General features: G+C 59.9%; 18 protein-coding genes. 7 read left to right on the plus strand and 11 right to left on the minus strand.

What is annotated here, in order from left to right:
* Window positions 1-3: 3 nt before the first annotated feature.
* From HOP51_RS02195 to HOP51_RS02210, 4 genes are all read left to right on the plus strand, one after another.
* A complete protein-coding gene (locus HOP51_RS02195; protein ID WP_234272312.1) occupies window positions 4-1,275 on the plus strand; it encodes a glycosyltransferase family 4 protein in 1,272 nt (423 codons plus the stop codon).
* 77 nt (window positions 1,276-1,352) lie between these two features.
* Complete coding sequence (locus HOP51_RS02200) at window positions 1,353-2,477, plus strand: glycosyltransferase family 4 protein (RefSeq protein WP_234272608.1); 1,125 nt, start codon at window positions 1,353-1,355, stop codon at window positions 2,475-2,477.
* On the plus strand, window positions 2,467-3,741 hold the full coding sequence (locus HOP51_RS02205; protein WP_234272313.1) for an exopolysaccharide biosynthesis polyprenyl glycosylphosphotransferase: 1,275 nt from the start codon (window positions 2,467-2,469) through the stop codon (window positions 3,739-3,741). The genes HOP51_RS02200 and HOP51_RS02205 overlap by 11 nt, the downstream gene beginning before the upstream one ends.
* A 206-nt stretch (window positions 3,742-3,947) precedes the next feature.
* The gene (locus HOP51_RS02210) at window positions 3,948-5,165 is read left to right on the plus strand and encodes an O-antigen ligase family protein (protein WP_234272314.1); all 1,218 of its coding nucleotides are present in this window, start codon (window positions 3,948-3,950) and stop codon (window positions 5,163-5,165) included.
* 95 nt (window positions 5,166-5,260) lie between these two features.
* Here HOP51_RS02210 and HOP51_RS02215 read toward each other — a convergent pair whose 3' ends face one another.
* Window positions 5,261-6,316, minus strand: coding sequence for a polysaccharide pyruvyl transferase family protein (locus HOP51_RS02215; protein WP_234272315.1), 1,056 nt, complete (start codon window positions 6,314-6,316; stop codon window positions 5,261-5,263).
* A gap of 143 nt (window positions 6,317-6,459) precedes the next feature.
* On the opposite strand from HOP51_RS02215, the gene HOP51_RS02220 reads away from it, so the two are divergent.
* The gene (locus tag HOP51_RS02220) at window positions 6,460-7,575 is read left to right on the plus strand and encodes a glycosyltransferase family 9 protein (protein WP_234272316.1); all 1,116 of its coding nucleotides are present in this window, start codon (window positions 6,460-6,462) and stop codon (window positions 7,573-7,575) included.
* Window positions 7,576-7,622: 47 nt separating this feature from the next.
* Window positions 7,623-8,423 (plus strand): glycosyltransferase family 32 protein, encoded by an 801-nt coding sequence (locus tag HOP51_RS02225; protein WP_234272317.1) that lies wholly within the window; start codon window positions 7,623-7,625, stop codon window positions 8,421-8,423.
* A 207-nt stretch (window positions 8,424-8,630) separates the two neighbouring features.
* Here HOP51_RS02225 and HOP51_RS02230 read toward each other — a convergent pair whose 3' ends face one another.
* From HOP51_RS02230 to HOP51_RS02260, 7 genes are all read right to left on the minus strand, one after another.
* Window positions 8,631-10,034, minus strand: coding sequence for an amidase (locus tag HOP51_RS02230; RefSeq protein WP_234272318.1), 1,404 nt, complete (start codon window positions 10,032-10,034; stop codon window positions 8,631-8,633).
* Between the two features lie 15 nt (window positions 10,035-10,049).
* On the minus strand, window positions 10,050-10,517 hold the full coding sequence (locus tag HOP51_RS02235) for a RidA family protein (RefSeq protein ID WP_234272319.1): 468 nt from the start codon (window positions 10,515-10,517) through the stop codon (window positions 10,050-10,052).
* Window positions 10,518-10,523: 6 nt separating this feature from the next.
* Window positions 10,524-11,786 (minus strand): M20 family metallo-hydrolase, encoded by a 1,263-nt coding sequence (locus tag HOP51_RS02240; protein WP_234272320.1) that lies wholly within the window; start codon window positions 11,784-11,786, stop codon window positions 10,524-10,526.
* Between the two features lie 28 nt (window positions 11,787-11,814).
* Window positions 11,815-13,089 carry a TRAP transporter large permease gene (locus HOP51_RS02245; RefSeq protein WP_234272321.1) on the minus strand — a complete coding sequence of 425 codons (1,275 nt, stop codon included), beginning with the start codon at window positions 13,087-13,089 and terminating at the stop codon, window positions 11,815-11,817.
* Window positions 13,090-13,104: 15 nt separating this feature from the next.
* A complete protein-coding gene (locus HOP51_RS02250) occupies window positions 13,105-13,626 on the minus strand; it encodes a TRAP transporter small permease (RefSeq protein ID WP_234272322.1) in 522 nt (173 codons plus the stop codon).
* Between the two features lie 106 nt (window positions 13,627-13,732).
* A complete protein-coding gene (locus tag HOP51_RS02255; RefSeq protein ID WP_234272323.1) occupies window positions 13,733-14,734 on the minus strand; it encodes a TRAP transporter substrate-binding protein in 1,002 nt (333 codons plus the stop codon).
* A 157-nt stretch (window positions 14,735-14,891) separates the two neighbouring features.
* A complete protein-coding gene (locus HOP51_RS02260) occupies window positions 14,892-15,887 on the minus strand; it encodes an asparaginase (protein WP_234272324.1) in 996 nt (331 codons plus the stop codon).
* Window positions 15,888-16,110: 223 nt separating this feature from the next.
* Between HOP51_RS02260 and HOP51_RS02265 the strand changes: the two genes are divergently transcribed.
* Window positions 16,111-16,857 (plus strand): FadR/GntR family transcriptional regulator, encoded by a 747-nt coding sequence (locus tag HOP51_RS02265; RefSeq protein WP_234272325.1) that lies wholly within the window; start codon window positions 16,111-16,113, stop codon window positions 16,855-16,857.
* 102 nt (window positions 16,858-16,959) lie between these two features.
* Here the strand turns inward: HOP51_RS02265 and HOP51_RS02270 are convergent, their stop codons facing one another.
* From HOP51_RS02270 to HOP51_RS02280, 3 genes are all read right to left on the minus strand, one after another.
* Complete coding sequence (locus HOP51_RS02270; protein ID WP_234272326.1) at window positions 16,960-17,970, minus strand: GSU2403 family nucleotidyltransferase fold protein; 1,011 nt, start codon at window positions 17,968-17,970, stop codon at window positions 16,960-16,962.
* Window positions 17,971-18,060: 90 nt separating this feature from the next.
* Complete coding sequence (locus HOP51_RS02275; protein ID WP_234272327.1) at window positions 18,061-19,332, minus strand: type II toxin-antitoxin system HipA family toxin; 1,272 nt, start codon at window positions 19,330-19,332, stop codon at window positions 18,061-18,063.
* On the minus strand, window positions 19,329-19,568 hold the full coding sequence (locus HOP51_RS02280) for a helix-turn-helix domain-containing protein (protein WP_234272328.1): 240 nt from the start codon (window positions 19,566-19,568) through the stop codon (window positions 19,329-19,331). The genes HOP51_RS02275 and HOP51_RS02280 overlap by 4 nt, the downstream gene beginning before the upstream one ends.
* Window positions 19,569-19,993: the final 425 nt, after the last annotated feature.

Genomic DNA, 19,993 nt, shown 5'->3' on the forward strand with positions numbered 1-19,993 from the left:
GATTTGCCTACTGTTTCCATGATTGTCTGGAATGAGTTCCTTAATGATGCACGGGTATTGAAGGAGGCACAAACCCTCCAGGCAATGGGTCATCAGGTCATAGTGCATGCACTGCATACACCCGGTACGACGGAAGAGCGAGAAATACTTGTCTCTGGTGTTCAGGTGGTACGTGTCTCTCGCAGCCCGCTGTGGAAGCTTCGCAAGCGCAAGCGTATAGAAGCCGAACGCAATGCCGCCAAGAAGAGTGAGAAGACAAAGTCGCAACCGCAGAAGGTTGCTGCTCCGCCACCGGAAACCTACATACGCCAATTACTCAAGCTGGTGGCTAGGTTATGGACCCATGCTGGGCTTGCCGCTCAGCTCGTGCGCTCACGTCCGGATGTCATCCATGCTCATGATGTCAATGTACTGCCTACTGCTTGGCTGGCGGCTAAGATTGCTCGTGTGCCCTTAGTTTACGATGCTCACGAGATCAGTACGGACCGGGAAGGGTACAAGGCATTTCGAGGGCTGGTAGGCTGGCTGGAAAAGAAGCTGATGCCTAAAGCGGCAGGCACCATTACCACTACGGATGCGCGTGCCAAGTTTTTTGCCCGTGCTTATGGGATACCGCGACCCTTGGTGCTGCAGAATCGTCCGCGGCTGGTGAAAGTGGAGAATTCGAACCGCATTCGTGAGGAGCTGGGGCTGGCTGAGCCTTGGCCGATCGTGCTCTATCAGGGTGGATTGCAGCCTGGGCGGGGGCTTCCTCGTCTGGTGGAGGCTGCTGCTAGTGTACCGAATGCCTATTTCGTGTTTATTGGGGGAGGCCGCCAAGCCGCTGAGCTGCACGAACTGACCGCCGAGTTGGGGTTGGAGGAGCGCGTGCGCTTCATTCCTACTGTTGCGCTCAGTGAGCTGCCGTCCTATACCGCCTCGGCGGATGTCGGTGTGCAGCCCATCGAGAACACCTGCCTGAACCACTTCACTACCGATTCCAACAAGCTCTTCGAGTACGTCATAGCAGGCTTGCCGGTTGTTGCTAGCCAGCTGCCCGAGATTGGTAAAGTGGTGCGAAACCATGATCTGGGCCTGCTCGTACCCCCTGGCGACACAGTAGCCCTGGCGACTGCCATTCGGCGCTTGGTGGAGTCAACGGAGCTGCGCGCTTACTACCGCGCCAAGGCAGAGCAGGCTGCTGAGTCGCTCAACTGGGAGACCCAGGAGCAGGCATTGGTGGAGCTGTATGAGCGAGTATTGCCCCGTTCACGGGTTGCCAAGGCAGGGCGTTAGGCTCCGTGAAATTGCTCCTGCTTGGGTTCTACTATCCGCCGGATATCAGTGCCGGTGCCTTTCGTACCGAGGCACTGGTGAATGCATTGGCATGTCGTTTGCCCAAAGGGGCGGAGCTACATGTCATCACTACGATGCCTGGTCGGTGTGTAGCTGAAGGTGACGCACCGCCTGCGGAGGAAACGCTTTTCTCGGGTAGCGTGAGAATCATACGCTTACCTGTTCCCGGCGGGCGTGGTATGGCCGCGCAGTCTCGCGCGTTTGCTTGCTATGCGCTTCAGGTACGTAGGTTGATCAAAGGCGTCTCGTACGATCTGGTGACCGCTACCTCATCGCGTTTGGTAACCGCTGTGCTTGGGCGATGGGTGGCAAGGCGATGCAACGCCAAGCTATATCAGGATATACGCGATAACTTCGTTGCTAACCTGCCTTACGTGCTACCTGGTGGCGTGGGCCGGCTTCTGGCGCCTATCTTTGGTTGGGTGGAGCGCTGGGCATTGAGCCGGGCCGACCGCATCAACCTGGTGTCGCGAGGGTTTGCTCCCTATTACGAGTCTCGTTATCCATCCCAAGATTCCACGTGGCACACCAACGGTATCGATCTTCCGTTCGTCGAGGCGGCCGAATCCGGCTTTTTCGAGCATGCGGATTACCACGGTACCAAACCGCTGAAGGTGCTCTATGCCGGCAACCTGGGGGCTGGCCAGGGGATCGAGTACGTGTTACCGAGTTTGGCCGAGCGGTTGGGCAAACGGGTTCAATTTACCATCATCGGGGCCGGGGCGGGACGAGAGGCACTGTGCCGTGCTCTGAATGAGCGAGGCATCAAGAACGTTCACGTGCAAGACCCCGTGCCACGCGAGACGCTGCTTGAAGCCTACCGCGCTGCCGATGTGCTGTTTCTGCACCTGAATACCCTGCCTTCGCTGGAGACCGTGCTGCCCTCCAAGCTGTTCGAGTATGCGGCAACAGGGCGCCCGATCTGGGCTGGACTGGCGGGCTTTCCCGCGCGCTTCGTCATGGAGGAGATAGAGAACGCTGCGCTATTCGCACCAGGTGATGTCGAGTCGGCTGTCGCTGCATTGGATCGACTTGAGTTACACTGCCGCCCGCGCCCGGCATTCGTAGAAAAATGGCGGCGTGACAAGATCATGGCCGACATGGCCGAGGAAGTTTTGGCTCTGGTGACGAATGAAACGTAAGTACGAGCGCCGGCACTCCCGCTGGTATGAGGTGTTATTGCTGGGGCTGGGCATTCACGTGCTGGTGGGGTTGCCGTTGGTCATCCTGCTGCCATCGCTGGAGCGTTGGGGCTGGGAGTTCTGGTTGTATCTGCCGGATGTCCGCAGTAACACCATTATCGCGGTTGGGTTGGCGTTCATGGCTTCCGCCCTGACGCTGCGTCGATTGGGGACCTACCCGGGTACCCAATTGGCGGCTTACATCATGCCGACGGTTTCTATTGCGTTCCTGATTGCCGTGGCATTGTTGTTCTTCACCCGCGAGGGCTACACCCGCCAGGTGCTGTTCGGTGGCTACCTTGCTAGCCTGGTATGGTTCTACCTGGGATATTCCTTTGGCCGTCGTTACCGCAAGCTCAAGCTGGCCTTGGTGCCGTTCGGCAACACCAGGCGTTTGCTGGGCACTAAACGTATTGACCTGCGCATGTTGGATGAGCCCGATCTGCGAGGCATTCGCTTCGATGGCGTGGTGGCCGATCTGCGCGCCGAGGATCTGCCGCCGGAATGGGAGAAATTCCTGGCCACCTGCACCCTATGCCATATCCCCGTTTACCACATTCGCCAGATCCATGAGTCGCTCTCCGGCCGGGTGCAGATCGACAGTCTCTCCGAGAATGAATTCGGTAGCTTGCTGCCTTCGTTGATATACCTGCGCTTCAAGCGATTCGCCGATACCATTGGCGCCATGCTTCTGCTGCCGATACTGTTGCCGATCATGCTGGTGACGGCGGTGATCATCAAGCTGGACAGCCCCGGTCCGGTGTTCTTCATGCAGCCGCGCGTGGGCTATCGAGCTCGGCCCTTCCTGATGTTCAAATTTCGCAGCATGTACCACGACATGAGCGGCGAAGACTTCACCATTTCCGAGGATGACCCGCGCATCACCCGGGTGGGCAAGGTGATCCGCAAATACCGCATCGACGAGCTACCGCAGATCTTCAACATCCTGAAGGGGGAGATGAGCTTCATCGGCCCCCGGCCGGAATCGGCTTCGCTCTCTGAGTGGTACGAAGAGGACGTGCCGTTCTTCAGCTACCGCCACGTGGTACGCCCTGGTATTAGCGGCTGGGCCCAGGTGGAGCAGGGCTACGCAGCAGAGGTCCAGGGTATGACCAAGAAGCTGCAGTACGATTTTTACTACATCAAGCACGTGTCGCTGTGGCTGGACGTGCTGATCGCCCTCAAGACGGTGCGTATTCTGTTCACCGGTTTTGGTGCGCGTTAGGTGGGGCGCGGGCGGTTGGGCATGGCAGGCTAGCCATGCACGCTGGGTCTGTTTCAGCCCGCCCTGCACCTTTGGCCCAGCGTTAACGTGGCCAATTGTCCGAAGTGGTATGATTTCTGCGAGCGCCTGCGGGCGCTCGCTGCGTTTATGGCTCGCTTGGAAGCGGGAAGGGGAGGCTGAGAGAAGTGTTCATACGAAAGCGAGCGATGTGGATCAACCAATGGGCCTTGTTTCTGGTACTGGTACTCCTCATTGCCACACCGATCCGTAGCCATGCCGTGGTCGCGGTGCTGTTGCTCTATTCCATCGGCTATCTAATAGCGAACCGCCACACGCTGACGATCACTCCGTTCGACTGGACGGTGGTTGCGCTACTGTTGCTATTCTTGTTTTCCCGGCTGCCTATCTATTTCTGGGCCGATCAGGAGTCCCGTTACCTGGCTCCAGGCGCGCACATGGCCGCTTTGGTACCCATCTACCTGATGCTACGCCACCTGCTGGTCCCGTCTGACTTGCCTGCTTTAAGGCAATACATGGAAGCGGGCCTGGTGCTGGGCTGTCTTGGTGCACTGGCTGTTGCGCTTTATCAAACCCAGGTATTGGGGAGCTACCGTGCCGACGGATTCCTGTTCAGCATCAACCTGAGTTACCTCAGCTGTGCCATGGCTTTTCTGGCAGCCTGTTTAATCCGTGGCAGCCGCCATAAGGCATGGCTGTTGGCTGCGGCTCTGGCCGGTGCCGTGACTTGCGTGCTCACGCTAGCCAGGGGGGGCATTCTGGCAATGCCTATCCTGCTGATAGTGCTCTTGATGCTGAATATCGACAAGATTGGCTGGAAGATCTTCGCTAGCGGTATTGCTGCCTTGCTGCTGCTGGGCACGGCGAGTTATGTCACGCTGCCCAGCGTACAGGATCGGGTTGCCTACACCATCGCCGAGTTGGATAACCTGTCACAGGGTGACATTGAAGCTGCGGTATCCGCTGGTGGGCGTTTGCAGCTCTGGACTGCGGCTTCTCATGCTTTCTTGGCCCGTCCACTGATCGGGCTTGGCTATGAGGAGCGCGAAGCGCTGAATGCGCAGTTGGTAGAAGATGGAGAAATAACCGAATGGGTACTCGGGGTCAGCCGGGGCCATGCTCATAGCCAGTATTTCGAGATGGCTGCCACGGGTGGTGTCTTGGGATTGGTGGCGCTGTTTGGCTATTTGGTCGTCCCGGGTATTTTCCATTGGCGGCTGTGTCGGCAGGACAGCAGCAATATCTGGTCGCAGGCAGCATTGGTGTTTACGCTAGGGTTTGCCTTGTACAACCTGACAGAAGCGGCGATACACCATGAAATGATGACAATTTTCTACACCTACATGCAGGTGACGCTATTGGCGATGGCGCTCTTGCATCGGAATCAGATGTCCGAGAGGCAATGAGGGGGTCGGTACCATGCATTGCCTCTGGGTGTGCGGAGCCTCTACCATAGGCATCGTAGCTAGGCGGCGCACATAAAGTACGCCGCCTTCTCTCATTAACCGATGCGAAGATGACGGTCTAGCAGGGTGAGGTAACGCTCTTGTGTTGCCTCTTTATGCTCGGCCAATGCGCGGCTTCTGCTCACGATGTTGCCAATTGAAGCGTCAATCGTTTCTTTTACCTGCTCATAGGGGTCGTCAATAGCTATCATGTCTGCAAGGAAGCCTTTTACTGTGGCCGCTCGTCTATCATGAGCAAGCATGATGCCTGGGATTCCCATGGAGGCCGATATTCCGATACCATGGACACGGTAACCTATTACCAGATCATAGCGATTATAAATATCCAGATAATCTTTGGCGTCGTAGGAGTATCGAACGGTTTGATCACCGAAGTCCTTTCTAAAATGAGATAGCTCGTCTATGTAGTGTGAGACAAACTCTATTTCGTATTCGTCGCCGTAATCATCAAGTAATTTTTTGTAAATATTCATCATGTACTGGTAGGTATCGCTAGAAACGTTGTTGCTGGCAACCGCGTCGTTCGTGCCGTACATTAAGCCGATTCTTTTGACTTTATCTACCAATCTTCCGCTTTTGCTAGATAGCAAGGCAGGGCAAGGTAGCTGATGGGTTTCTAGCGGTTGCAGCCCATCATGTGTGTCAGTATCTCTTGTGGTTATTAGCGAAGCTCGTTTAAAAACTTCTTGTTCTTCCTTGGTGAAGTGTTCGTCATTGAAGCTGAATTTCCCGCTGGTCCCCAAGCCAAGAAAAATGGTAGGAAGATCGTATTCGAGAATGGATGAATAGAGCTTGACCATGCGTCTGCCTCGCCACTCGGGGGAGCCAGCGAAGACTACCATGTCAGCATAATCCATAGGCGGCCTTTCTTTGACCGAGTTGTCGAGAAATTTCTCAACTAGATCTTTGCCGGCCGCCTTGTCGATGGCTTTGATGATATCATACTTACGGGCGCGTCGTGTCTGCGGGTTTCGGTTGTAAATGATGGGATTAAACTCACCGAGGTATTGCTGAAGCAGGTTGATACACCCCATGAGAATAAATTCGTCGCCAGGATTCCACTGGCGGGTGGTCGAAAAAACGATATTCACGTCTATGCTCCTGGTTGGGTAGCCAAGGTCGTTACGGCTCGGTTATCGGGAGCGATGTGATGTGCTACCCTGAGCCATTTCCGGGTGCGGCAAGCCTAACGAAAAGTTCTTTCCGTTGCCAGTGTGGCCAGACGCGAGGGGGAGTGGTGGGATACCTTATCAGAAAAGGGTTGAATGGGGTCCGGTCGAGCCGAGATAGGCTTCGCATCGCACTGATTCGACGGCTTTTTGATCGTGAAAAGCTGGCCGTTGAAAGGCCCTCAGAGGTTCGCAAGGTGCTTTTCATCCGGTGGGATGCCAAATGGGGCGATTCGGTAGTGTTCTCCTTCGTGCCCAGAGAGCTGCAGCGGCAGGGCATTTCGGTGGAAGTCATCGCCACAGCCGATATGGCACCGGTATTTCGCGATCAGTTTGGCGTGGATACAGTGCACGTAACGAAGAAGCGTGCTGGCTACGGCGAAATCCGGCAGCTAGCCAAGCGTATTGGTCAGGTCGATCTGGTCGTGTTTTTCAGCCATTTGGCTAACCATCGAGCGCTCTACCTGCTGAGTCAATTGCAGGCCAGGCATGTTGCTAGCCTGGACGATAGCGTAGGGCTGGTCGATCTCAAGCTGGGAGAGGCTACTCGAGGGCGTCATTTTGCCGAGAAATATCTGACACTGCTCGAACGCTGTGGCGTACAGGGGGCGGATACCCAGTACCTCGTCCCCCGTAACGAGCAGAGCGAGGAGCGGGTGGCTACCTTTGTGAGAGGTCGACGTCCCTTCATCTGTTTCAACGCTTTCAGCAAGGGGCGTGCCCGTACTCTCACGTTCGAGACTAGCCGGCAACTCATCCCCATGCTGCTTGAACGACTGCCTGGGCACGACGTATGCGTATTATCCGCTCCCGGCAAGCAGCAGGAGGTCGAGGCACTGTGTCAACAATGGAGTGAGCGAGTCTTTTCGTTGCCCGACACGCAGAGCGTCTATGACAATATCGCGCTTATCGCCCATGCCGATGCCCTGGTGTCGGGTATAACTGCTACGGTTCACATAGCTGATGGCTTGGGTGTGCCCTCCTTTGTGCTGTTCCCCTATGATCCGGCCGATCGCGACGATTGGCACAGCCGGCACCCGCTGTCGGTTAATATGTTGGCACAGCCTAGCGAGCCGCTGGATGTCAATCAGTTAGACTGGGATGAGGTGAAAAAACAGTTGAGCTGGTTTACTAGTGAGCTGGGAGTTTCGAAACTAGATCATAGCTCTCCGGAACCGTGAGGGCTGGGGCATGTCGTAGCTGGGGTATCCATGAAGAGGGGAAGCGAGTGAACAACTTTGGCGTACTGGCCTTTGCCAGGATGGTGAAACTGCTGGCCAACGTGACCAAGCTGGCTTCCTACGGCTTCCATTTTCTCTTTCCCAACAAGCGCTTCACCATTCCCGAGCGTGCCGCTCCCTGGTGGAGGTCGAAGCGCGCGGCCGAGGCCAAGGTGCCACGCATCCTGTGGCAGACCAACTTCACCGACAAGGCTACGCTACCGGTCTACCTGAACTATCTGTTCAACCGGCTGATGGCGCCGAGCTTCGAATATCGCTTCGTGATCACCGAGGCACGGGCCGCGTTCATCGAGCAGAACTACCCGGCGGATATCTTTGAAGCCTATTCACGCTTGCAGGTGGGCGCGGCCCAGGCCGATTTTTGGCGCGTGCTGGTGCTGCAGCGGCACGGCGGGGTCTACATGGATATCGACGGCCACGCCGTTTGGCCGCTGGCGCGGATCGTGAAGCCGGAAATGGAGGAGTTGTTCGTCACCACCAAACGGGGCGACATCAGCAACTACTTCATCGCCAGCAAGCCCGACAACCCGCATCTGCACGGGATCATCGAAGCCATCTGCGCCAATATCGAGAGCGAGGCCGACAAGAACATTTTCGAGCTGACTGGCCCGGGCGTGTTCAACAAGATGTTGCCACGCGATGAGATTCCAACCGCTTCCTACCGCTATACCTGCAACCAGGGCAACTTCACCAACGAGTACTTCCAATACATGGACAAGCCCCAGGGCAAGTGGACCCGCGAGCAGCACAAGATCGACGTGGTGCGCAAGCGCGAGGCGGTGGAGTAGGGCACCGCTCAGCCGAATGACGCGCGAGTTCTATTTGAGCCCGCCGATGCCGGTGGGACGTATTGCGTGTTTTAGCAGAACCTGTTGACGCGGCACGAGACCAACCTTGAGGCCCAGCGGGCGGCAGACGTGGCTTGCGCTGTTGAGGAAGCAGTGCCAGCCGGCCCATGCCAGGAGCATGGCCGGGCCGGCATGGTGTGGTTGCCTTCAAACGGTTGGAGGTTCGCCCAATATATCGACCCCAGTGCCCAGCTTGGCTTCGATGGCTTGGCCGATGGCCAGCAGGCGCGCATCCTGCCAGGGGCCGGCGAGTATTTGCAGGCCCACGGGCATGCCGGCGTCGTCTTGGCCGACCGGCAGCGTCAGGCCGCACAGTCCCATGAAGTTAGCCATGACGGTGTTGCGCAGAGCCTTCATGTTAGCTTTGGGATAGGCCCCTTCCGGCTGCAAGCTCTCGAGTGTCGGTGGGGTGATTGCCACGGTGGGGGTCAGTACGGCATCTACCTGGCTCATGCACTCGGCTGCGGCCTGATAGAGGCGGTCGATCACTACACGACGGCGTACATACTCCCATGCGGGCATATCATCGGCGGCAGCGACGCGAGCGGCGACGTTGGGGTCCAGGGCCTCGAGCATGTCCGGAAGCTCCATCCGCAGGAAAGCGGCCAACTCCGCAGCGGCCAGGCCGCCTTGCTGGAACAGCTCGTATGCCTCGTCGGTTTTGGGCAGTTCCAACGTTACCATTCGCGCACCGGCAGCTTCCAACTGGCGAATGGCCTGCTGTACGCTCTCGGCGATGCCGGGGCTGCAGTCGTTCCAGAAGAAGCGCTGCGGGACACCAAAGGTGAGGTCCGCAAGATTGGGAATGGCGGGGACCTTCGCGGGGCGGGGGCTCAAGCCACCGTCCAGGGCATCGAAGGCGTAAGCCAGGTCATCGACCCGCCTGGCCAAGAGCCCGGGGGTATCCAAGGTGGTGGAGAGCGGTACGATCCGTTCCGCCGGCCAGCGACCTGCCGTGGTCTTGAGACCGGCTACGCCGGTCATGCTGGCGGGAATGCGCACCGAGCCGGCAGTATCGGTACCCAGTGCCAGGCTGGCGGTACCGCTGATGAGCGAGACACCCGCGCCGGAGCTGGAACCACCCGGCGTGCGGTGGGTGTCACGATCCCATGGGTTGCGGGGGGCGCCCCAATGGGCGTTGGTGCCCAGGCCGCCGAAGGCGAACTCCACGGTGTGGGTCTTGCCCATCAGGCTGGGGAGTTGGGCCAGCAGAGTCGTCACCAGCGGCCCCGGTGTCTCCCAGTGCGGGGGTAGCCGGCGCGATGAGCCGGCGTAGGTGGGCAGCCCCGGTACGGCGTAGATATCCTTTATCGATACCGGGATGCCCATCAGTGCACCGCTATTACCTCCTTGGGCAATCAGGGCATCGGTGGCGCGGGCAAAGGCCAGGGCGGCCTCGCCCTGCCAGGTGAGGTAGGCATGGTCGTGCTTGCCTCGGCTGGCATAGGCCGCGCAGGCGGCTTCGGCCAGCTCGGTGGCGCTGAGCGTGCCATCACGCAGCGCGGCGGCCTGTTCGCGCAGCGGCCGCAGCAGGGGGGAGTGGGTCGTCATATAGGTATCTCCTGCCTAGTCACGGATCTCGAAGATGGCTTCCACTTCTACCGCGGCGTTGCCGGGCAAGGTAGCCACACCAATTGCCGTGCGGGCATGGCGGCTGGCCTCGCCGAACAGTGCGATGAACAGCTCCGAGGCACCGTTGATGACGAGTGGGACATCGTGAAAGCCGGGGGCCACGTTGACGAAGCCGTTCATGCGAACGCAGCGTACCACCCGCGTCATGTCGCCATTCACGGCATCGCTGAGCGAAGCCAGCAGGTTGAGCGCGCAGGCCTGGGCAGCCAGCTTGCCGGTTTCCAGGTCGAATTCCGCGCCGACCTTGCCGGGGTAGAGTACCTCGCCGCCGCGTTCGCAGATCTGGCCGGCCAGGAACAGTTGGTTGCCCAGGCGCGACCAGGGCCGAAAGGTACCGCGTGGCTCGGGAATGGCGGGTAGGGTGAGGCCATGGGTGGCCACGGCATCGGCTATGGTGTGCATTTGTCGTTATCCTGTTAGTTGTACGTTTAGTAGTACGTTCTCGACCGTGCTGACCAGGGCTCGCACCGCTAATTCAGCCTCGGCGCGTTCGATGTCTTCGTCGGGGTGATGGCTGATACCTGCCCGGCAGGGGGTGAACAGCATGGCGGTGGGGCATACCCGTGCCAGGTGGATGGCATCGTGAAAGGCCCCGGAGACCAGCTGTGGTGCGCTGGAGCAGTATTGCTTGACGGCGGAGTCGGCGAGTTCCACCAGAGTGGGGTCGAAGGCTACCGGTGCCACCCGAGACGCCACCTTCAGGCTGGCGCTGCAGCCCGACCAATGGTGCTCGGCCAGCTCATGAAAGGCGGCATCGAGTTCGTCGAGCACGGCCTGGCTGGGGTGGCGCAAGTCGATGGTGAAGCTGGCGCGCTGGGGTATGGTGTTGGTAGAGCCGGGCGCCACAGTGAACTTACCGATGGTGAAGCGCACCTGGTCGTCATGCTGGGCAACGACCTCCTTCAGTGCGCCGATCAGGGCGTGGGCGCCCATGAAGGCGTCGCGGCGCGCGGCTTCCGGCGTGGTGCCGGCATGATTGGCCTGGCCGCTCACTTCGATCTCGTACCAGTTGACGCCCTGAATGTCGCTGACGGCGCATACCGGTACACCTAGGCTCTCCAGCACCGGACCCTGTTCGATGTGCAGTTCCAGGAAGGCGTGGGGGACGTAGGGCTCGGGGCGAAAGGTGGTGCTCTCGGTTTCCTCGAGCATGGCGAGGCAGCGCTTCAGGGCATCGCTGAAGCGAATGCCGTCGTCATCGCAGGCCGTGATGATGCTGGTGACATCGCGCTGGCCGGCGAACCAGGAGGAACCGGAAGCACCGGGGGCGAAACGCGCACCCTCCTCATTGGTCCAGGCCACCACTTCGACGGGGCGAGCGTGCTCGATCCCTCGCTCCTGCAGCGTGCGCAGTACGGCCAGTCCGGCCACCACACCCAGCGTGCCATCGTAGCTGCCGGCACAGGGCTGGCTGTCGAGGTGGCTGCCGATGAGCAGCGGCGCCAGGCTGGGCTCACGTCCTTCCCGGCGCAGAAAGATATTGCCCATGGCGTCATGGTAGGCCTGGCAGCCGAGAACCCGGCCTTGTTCGATCATCCACCGGCGGGCGCGGTTGTCGTTGTCGTCCAGGGCCAGGCGGCGTAGGCCGCGAGGAGCGAGCGCGCCGATCTTGGCCTGCTCCTGAAGGTCGCTCCAGAAGCGCTCGCCATCGAGGCATTCAGCCAGTGTCATGGTCAGGTTTCCTTTTCATGCAGGCGCATCAGTAGATCAGCGAGGGCACCCAGGTGCTGAACCATGGCACGTAGGTGAGGATGATTAGGGCGATGAACATCAGCACGATCAGCGGGATGCAGGCGCGGAAGACCTCGATGAGTGACATGCGCGAGATCGCCATGGCCACGAACAGGTTGAGCCCTACCGGCGGGGTGATCATGCCTACCGAGAAGTTGACCAGGGTGATGATGCCGAAGTGTACCGGATCGACGCCGACCTGGGCGGCGATGGGCTGCAGCAGCGGCGAAAGCACGATGATGGCCGAGGCGCTATCGAGGAAGAAGCCCGCGACGATCATGACCAGGTTGAACAGCGCCATGACCTGCACCGGGTGATCGGTGAGCGAGAGGACCTGACTGGCCAATTGGGTCGGTGTACCGGTGATGGCAAGTAGCCAGGAGAAGGCTGAGGCGCCGGCGGTAATCAACAACAGCGTGGCCGAGGTCAGCCCCGAGTTGCGCAGGGTACCGAGCAGCTCGCGCCAACTGATGGTGCGGTAGACCACCATGCCAACGAACAGACCGTATATGCAGGCCACGGCGGCGGATTCGGTAGGCGTGAAGATGCCGCTGTAGATGCCGCCGAGCAGGATGACCGGCAGCCCCAGGCCCCAGGCGGCGGACTTCACTGCGATGGCGATCTCACGCAGAGTGGGGAACGGCGAACGCGAATAGCCCTTCAGCGACGAATAAACGATGCAGTAGGCGATCAGCAGCGAGGCGATCAGGATGGCAGGCAGCAGGCCCGCGGCAAACAGGCGCCCCACGGAAGTGCCGGTTACCGAACCGTAGATGATCAGCGCGATGCTGGGCGGCACGATGGGACCTAGGGTGCCGGCGGTAGCGATCAAGCCGATGGCAAAGCGCTTGTCGTAGCCGGCGGCCACCAGGGCGGGGAACATGATCGAGCCGATCGCCACCACGGTGGCGGGGCTGGAGCCGGAAATGGCGCCGAACAGCAGGCACGAGAGCACAGTGGCGGCGGCCAGGCCGCCCGGTACCCAGCCGACCAGGGCCTTGGCCAGCTCGATCAGGCGATTGGAGAGCCCACCAATGCGCATCAGCTCGGCGGCCAGGATGAAGAAGGGAATCGCCATCAGCGAGAAGTTGTTCATCCCCGTGAACATGCGCATCGGCACGATCACCGGGTTGGTGTTGCCGAAGAAGTCGATGGCCAGGAACACGGCGAATGCCAGTGAAGCGAAGATGGGCAGCCCCAGCAGCAGCACCGCGAAGAAGATGGGAAGCAGAGCCGTAATCATGTGGAACTCCAGTCGTCAGACGAGCTTGTCTTTTTCGGCGGCGAGCTCTTCGGCGAGGCTGACCGGTGGTTTGGTCCAGGCTTCGTGTATCACCCACAGGTAGCGCAGGATCAGCAGGACGCCGGAAATGCCGATGGGCAGGTAGAACCACGCCATGGGCAGACGCAGGGCGGCGGTGAGCTGGCCACGCCCCAGGGTGTTGAAGTAGAGCTGGAATCCGTAGTAGGCCAGGTAGCCGGCGAAGGCGATGCCGAGCAGGGCGGCGATGATGTGCAGCCAACGATTGACGACAGGCGGCGCGAAGGCATTCAGCACATCGACGGAGATATGGACGCCATGGCGTACCCCCATGCTGGCACCGACGAAACTCATGCAGATGATGGAGTAGATGACGACTTCCTCGACCCAGAAGATCGAGCTGTTGAAGCCATATCGATAGACGACCTGGATGGCGGTGAGGATGGTGGCGATCGACATGAACACGACCATTGCCATGCCCTCCAGGAAATCGAGGACCTTGTTGAGCGCTTCGAACATGGTGAGGCCACTTTGTTGGTATCGTAGGGGGCGAATAGAACGCACGGACGCCACAGTGCCAGCGCCGATTGCGCTGGACGGCAGCGTCCGTGCGGTCATGCGGGCATCAGTAGGAGATGCCGACCTCGTCGTATACTTTGTGCAGCAAGTCGGCAGTCACCACGCTTTCATACTCGCGGTGCACCGGCATGCTGGCTTCGATGAACGCTTCGCGGGCCTCGGGCGTGAGCTCGTTGATGGCGATCTCGTCCTGGATGGCCTCGAGAATGCGCTCTTCGTCTTGCAACGTCAGTTCACGCGCGTGGTCGCGGCCGTTGTCGAAGGCCTCGCGCATGACCTCCTGCAGGTCCTCGGGCAGGGAGTTCCAGGCATCGCTGTTGATCACAGCGGCGTAGCCGTGATAGGCGTGATTGGTCAGGGTGAGATAGTCCTGCACTTCGTGGAAGCGCATGGTGTAGATGTTGGCCAGCGGGTTCTCCTGGCCGGACACGACGCCCTGCTGCAGGCCGTTATAGACCTCGGTAAAGGCCATGGCCGTGGCGTTGGCACCGAAGTTCTGGTAGGTGGAGATGATGATCGGCGCCTGCATGGTACGCATGCGGATGCGCTCCAGGTCATCGGGACCTTCGATGGACCGTTCGTTGTTGGTCATGTGGCGGAAGCCGGCGCCCCAGAAGTTCACCCCGTACATGTTGTGTGAGTCCAGCGTATCCAGGATTTCGCGGCCCACGTCACCGTCCAGCACCTGCACCATGGAGTCGTAATCGGAAATCAGAAAGGGCAGATCGAGAATCTGCAAGCGAGGCTCGAAGTTGCCCAAGGTGGCGGTCGGCGGAATGCCGATGTCCACCAGTCCCATCTGGACCTGCTCGATGATCTCCACGTCGCCGCCGACCTGGGCGGCGGGGAGCACGTCGATTTGGATCCTGCCGTCGGACTTCTCTTCCACCTCTTCTTTGAAGCGCAGGGCTGCCTGGCCGTTCGGGGTATCCTCGATCAGCACGTGGGCGAAGCGGAAGGTGTAGTCGGCGGCCTGGGCCTGTCCCATGCCCAGGGAAGCGGCGGTAATGGCCATGACCAGCGTTGCTTTGCTCAGTTTGTTCTTCATCTTTCACCTCGTGATGGGGGTGTCGCTTATCGTGTCCTGTGCTTTTCGTTGCGCATGGCCCCGGCCGGAATAGGCATGGTTGCCATGCGGAAGGACCTCGTTTCCCTGCGAAATTCGCCCGAGGTCGGCTCCTGGCTGCTGTGCCGTTTGCCGGCGTTCAAGCGGCCAGGAGTTTCACTCTCTCTCCCAGTGGTCGTGCGCTGGGAGAGGCGAGCAGTACCGACAGTGCCAGGCGTGCCTTGCGAGCGCTGAGGCCGGTAACTGGCATGGCGCCCGCCGCCTGGAGGCTGGCGAGGCTGCCGGTGAATTCGTAACTGGTATGGACGGGACCGCTCGGACAGTTGCTGACCACGGCCACCGGGATACCGCGTGCGGTGACCCTGGCGATGGCTTCCATCCATTCCGGAGGTGCATGGCCACGTCCCAAACCGTCGATTACCAGGCCGGTTGCACCGCTTTCCACGGCCGCTTCGATCAGGCGCGGTGATGCACCGAGATAGGCGGGCAGTATGTCCACCCGAGGCAGCGGTCCTTCGACAGACAAGGGATATCCGGCGGGGCGAATGGGCCGCGCGGCCAGATGCACCTGTTCTCCATCGACGTAACCCAACGGCCCGGTTTCGGGGGAGGCAAACCCATGCAATTGGAAACTGCTCACCTTGCGTACCTGCCTGGCGGCGAAGATCGATTGGTTGAAGACCACCAGCGTGCCTAGCCCGGTTGCCTGCGGTGTGGCGGCGACCTTGAGGGCGTCTGCGATGTTGCAGAAGGCATCGGTACCCGGTTCATGAGGCGCGCGCTGTGAGCCTGTCAGTACCACGGGCTTGCCGTGGGGCAGAGTGATGTCCAGGAAGTAGGCGGTTTCTTCCAGAGTGTCGGTACCGTGGGTGATGACGATGCCGAGTACATCCTCCTGGGCACCGATGTCCTGGCAGGTTTCGTGCAGTTGCAGAAGATCGTCGCAAGTAATGGCGTTACTGGGTTTCTGAAGGATCGAATGCACCTCGACCTGTGCGGAGAAGGTTGCAGGAAGGTTTACCTGGGCCAGCAGAGTCTCGCCCTGTAGAGCGCCGGAGCGGTTGCGTCCCGAGGCATCTGGCTGGCTGGCGATGGTGCCGCCGGTGGCCAGCACGACGATTCTGCTTCTTGTCATTTCCGTGTCCGTTGAGTTGCAGAGCTAGCGTTGAGATTTTGCTCGTAAGACATCTGATGTCTGATGTCGGTCGTGATATGCTATGCAAACATTTGCTCCTAACGCAAGAGCGCGACACAATCGACGAGCGCTCACGCTTCAATCGGCGTCAGGAAGCGGTGTCCAAGTTATTGATGAAAATTAATAAAAGTGGAAAATCCGCTAACGAAGAACGAGAGACCCCATGAGTGCGAAACGCCAGCTCGCCGGCCGAGCCACATCATGCGACTCCTTTGGTAGTTCCATTGAGCGAAGCTCGGTTGCCATGCAATTGCTCGAGCGCATCAAGAGCGCCCTGATACGCGGCGAACTCAAGCCCGGCGACTACCTTCCCTCCGAGAGCGAACTCACCCATAGCCTGGGAATCGGCAAGTCGAGTGTCCGGGAGGCCATCAAGATGCTTCAGGCCATCGGCATCGTGGAGGTGCGGCGTGGGCAGGGAACCATGATTCGGCGTGAGCCGGGCGACCCCATCGTCGATCCGATGGCCTTTGGAATGATCCTGGCCCGCGGCATGACTCGGGACGTGCTCGAGTTTCGCCGCATGTTCGAGCCGGCCTATACCCTGCAGGCGATGCATAACGCCACTGAAGAGGATCATGCCCACATTCGCCGCGCCATTGAGGACATGGAGGCCGCCATAGCCAAGGGCGAGCAGACGTCACGACACGACGTGGCTTTTCATCGAGCTATCCTCCACGCCACTCACAACCCGATGACGATTCGAGTGGGTGAGACCCTGCTGCAACTGATCGAGGCGGCACTGGAAACCTCGATGCAGACCCTGCCCGAGGTGGCGCTGAAGGATCACAAGGCGATCTACCAAGCGTTCAGGCAGAAAGACAGCGAGGGCGTGCAGGTTGCCATCCAGGTCAGCAGCAAGAGCTGGGAGACCAACCTGACCTATGTGGACGAGAAGGCCGGAGGGTGAACCGCTCGCTCGAGTAGTGCCTGTTGACGCGGCGCGAGAGTTTGCGCGTCTTCATGGCGTGCACCAGGTCATAACAGTCTCCAGCGCTCGAGACGATGCTCCCTACACATCGAGCTCGTCGATCTGGCTGCTGGCCCGTTGTCTGATGAGGTGGGGAAAGGCACGCTCGACGGCTTGTGTCGTCGATAGTGCACGCAGCTCGTCGCGAAGCAGGGTAGCGATCAGGCGTGCCTGGGCCTCGTCCCGGTGACGTTTCATGGGTTCCCGGTCGGGCTGTTGGCTGACATGCCACTTGTGCAGCACGAAGGCGCGGGGATCGACGGTAGACAAGCGCAGCGGCATGCCTCGCTCATCGAATACGATGGCTTCGAAGTGTGGCGACGCTATAGCCCATTTCAGGGAGTCGATGCCTACCGGCTTCAAGTCGCCCGCCTCCAGATGATGCTCGAAGTCGCTCATTGCCATGGGGTCCGCGGTCTGCGTGATCAGGTCGATCATGTAACCCTTGGCGTTCGTGGCACGAAACTCGAAAGGAGACTCGGTGAGCGGCTCGAAGGTGCGATCGCTGGATTGCAGGACAGAGAGAAGGGTTTCCCCCTTCAGGGCCGTGACGATTCTCAAGCCCTGCCGAGCATCCATGAGTACATCGATATCGGCGGTCGCCAAATGTTCGGGCTCGATCAGCACGCCCGCACGGGCTTCATAGGCGTATAAGGCATTGGTACCGATTACCCGGAAAGGGATTTGCTTGCGTTGCAGTGCCCGTATCGCCCGGGCGCCGTCGATGGGGAATCGGTTCAGCCGATTGGCTCGGATGTAGGCGGCGTGCACCTGGAGCTGCTCCTTCAGCGACTGCTCCCGCGCCTGGTACTCCGCTTTGCGAGCGTCAAAGGTATTTATAATGGCTTCTGTCTCGGCGGAGCGTGGGCCCAGCGAATGATTCTTGCCTCCCGTGTAGGCACGATATAGGTACTCGCGCCCATGGATACGCTTCCAGTGCATCGAGCCCTTGACCTGGCGCGCCTGGGCGCGATGGTGCTCGAGCGCTTCGAAGAGTTGCATCGCGTTGACGGCAACCCGGGTTTGTTCCGCTTGGAGGCGCTGGTAGGACATCGGGGTAGGCCCTGGATGGCTTTAACTAATATCAGTCAAATTATGATGGGAAATTAGTTAAAGTCCAGTGCGCTCCACTCATGAATGGTGTCACCAACTCTTCGCCTTGCGGCACTGTGTTTGAATGTGCTGGCGCTGCTGCTGTAGCCGCCGCCAGCCGCGCTCGCTCAACCCGGCAGCGGTCAGGGCTTGCGGCAGCTCATCCGAATCCAGCAATTCCTGCACTCTGGCGGCGAGCGCTTGTATCTCGCGCCGCACGAAGGGGTAGCTGAAGCGGCACTCCTTGGCGAAGGCCTGCCAGTCGCGAGGCAGTAGCTGCTGCGAGTTGACCTGATCGCCGATCGAGAAGGCCAGGTCGCGGTGATAGCCCAACACCAGCGTGCCGACCAGGTCGTAGGCAGGGGCGACCTGCCACTGGCCGCGTTCGTCCTGGAGCAGGGAGATGTTCTTGGCATGGCCATCGGTATTGCCGACCAGCACGTTGAAGATCTGCCAGTGCAGCAGGTGCTGGAGCGAAGCGGCACTTGGCCGGCAGGCTTGCCGGGCCGTGGCGATGCACTGCGCGAAACGCGGGCCGTTGGGCAACTGGTACTTGTCGATGCGCGACAGCCCCATGGCCTGGCAGAAATCCTCCTGATGGACGCGACGCAGTTCGGGGGTGCCGATGCCGGCCCTGTCGTAGCGCTCCACGAGCAGGTAGGGGTGTCCTTCTGCCTGGCCCACCGTGGTGGTGGGGCAAGCCAGCCCGGTCAGGCGTGCCAAGGTGTTGAGGAACAGTTCGTTCAACACGATCAGGTCGCGGCCATCCACGGCGAACTTGAGGATATGGGACGAGGGCGTGGCGCCTCGGGGCAGCTTGAGTTCACCATTCTCGAGCAGTACCGGGATCTTGTCCTGGGCGCCCGCGAGCGACAGGCGTGGACGCGGATCGCCCCCCTCGCTGCCCATCAGCGCGTAGCGGTCGCGGAAGGCCGCCCATTGGGCCAGCTTGTCGAGCGCCAGTGGTGTCGTGTCCCGTTGGCGTGTCGGCACCTGATCGGGGGGCAGGATCGTCAGAGCCCCGGCACAGTCTCCGCCGATGGCTTCCAGCAGTGCGAAATCGTCGTCGGGAATGGCCAAACGCTTGAGCAGGGCGGCCCGGGCCTGTTCTTCGGGCAGCAGGTTGCCGAACCAGCGGTGGGCCGTTTGTTCCTCGGGAAGCCAGGTACGCTTTTCCAGCGGCAGGCTGTGGGAGATGGCGTGGCCGAACGCCTGCCACTCGCTGTCGTATTCGAAGCCGATCAGGCGCTCGCCGCTGCCTCGCCACAGCACGCCGACTCGCTTGTCGTCATGCCATACGCTCAGCGTATCGAGGCGGTTCATGTGCCTTGGGCCTCGGGAAGCTGGGCCGTCAGCTCGATGCCCAGGGCGTCGAGCACCCATAGCACCCGTATCAGGCTGCAGGTTTCGCGCCCGTTCTCCAGTTCGCTGAGAAAACGGATGCTCAGCCCGCAAAGGCCCGCCAGGGTCTCGAGGGTGTGGCCCTGCTGCTTGCGCACTTGGCGGATGAGGCGGCCAAGGGTGGCGGCGTCACGGATGGGGTAGGTGTCATTGGGCATGTCAGACCCTTCCTGAAATTTCCCGATTGGGAAAATTTAACAGGAGCATAGGGCGGCGGCAAGCGAATTTTCCCAATCGGGAAATTTGAAGTATATAGGCTTGTAGCAGCACTTTTCTTTCCCTACTGGGAAAATACCGGTCAGGTCAATGCTGTATCGTGAGTCCCATCCAGGCTCTTCTGCGAAAAATTGGAAAATAAACGCACCAAAACGGTTATGGAAGCGATTTCCATGCGCTTGAGCGGTACTGGGACGAGATTTATGACATACAGTGGCGTATCTTTAGATCCTGAGGGCAAAGTTTCGTCACCCTGGTGAAATATCGATAAAGCTGGGGCATGATGTTTCTCGATATCCCAAGGAGAAACCTCATGTCTACACAATCGACTGCTGTGCTGCGCGAAGTGCTGGATCACTGGATCTCT

The organism is Billgrantia zhangzhouensis (assembly GCF_021404465.1).
GTDB lineage: Bacteria > Pseudomonadota > Gammaproteobacteria > Pseudomonadales > Halomonadaceae > Halomonas > Halomonas zhangzhouensis.

What these genes read in the sequence shown, in the direction of transcription:
- HOP51_RS02250 (WP_234272322.1), bottom strand. Translation starts at nt 13,626, where the DNA reads ATGTTCGAAGCGCTCAACAAGGTCCTCGATTTCCTGGAGGGCATGGCA.
- HOP51_RS02265 (WP_234272325.1), top strand. Translation starts at nt 16,111, where the DNA reads ATGAGTGCGAAACGCCAGCTCGCCGGCCGAGCCACATCATGCGACTCC.
- HOP51_RS02240 (WP_234272320.1), bottom strand. Translation starts at nt 11,786, where the DNA reads ATGACACTGGCTGAATGCCTCGATGGCGAGCGCTTCTGGAGCGACCTT.
- HOP51_RS02205 (WP_234272313.1), top strand. Translation starts at nt 2,467, where the DNA reads ATGAAACGTAAGTACGAGCGCCGGCACTCCCGCTGGTATGAGGTGTTA.
- HOP51_RS02255 (WP_234272323.1), bottom strand. Translation starts at nt 14,734, where the DNA reads ATGAAGAACAAACTGAGCAAAGCAACGCTGGTCATGGCCATTACCGCC.
- HOP51_RS02275 (WP_234272327.1), bottom strand. Translation starts at nt 19,332, where the DNA reads ATGAACCGCCTCGATACGCTGAGCGTATGGCATGACGACAAGCGAGTC.
- HOP51_RS02235 (WP_234272319.1), bottom strand. Translation starts at nt 10,517, where the DNA reads ATGCACACCATAGCCGATGCCGTGGCCACCCATGGCCTCACCCTACCC.
- HOP51_RS02230 (WP_234272318.1), bottom strand. Translation starts at nt 10,034, where the DNA reads ATGACGACCCACTCCCCCCTGCTGCGGCCGCTGCGCGAACAGGCCGCC.
- HOP51_RS02280 (WP_234272328.1), bottom strand. Translation starts at nt 19,568, where the DNA reads ATGCCCAATGACACCTACCCCATCCGTGACGCCGCCACCCTTGGCCGC.
- HOP51_RS02260 (WP_234272324.1), bottom strand. Translation starts at nt 15,887, where the DNA reads ATGACAAGAAGCAGAATCGTCGTGCTGGCCACCGGCGGCACCATCGCC.
- HOP51_RS02245 (WP_234272321.1), bottom strand. Translation starts at nt 13,089, where the DNA reads ATGATTACGGCTCTGCTTCCCATCTTCTTCGCGGTGCTGCTGCTGGGG.
- HOP51_RS02210 (WP_234272314.1), top strand. Translation starts at nt 3,948, where the DNA reads ATGTGGATCAACCAATGGGCCTTGTTTCTGGTACTGGTACTCCTCATT.
- HOP51_RS02270 (WP_234272326.1), bottom strand. Translation starts at nt 17,970, where the DNA reads ATGTCCTACCAGCGCCTCCAAGCGGAACAAACCCGGGTTGCCGTCAAC.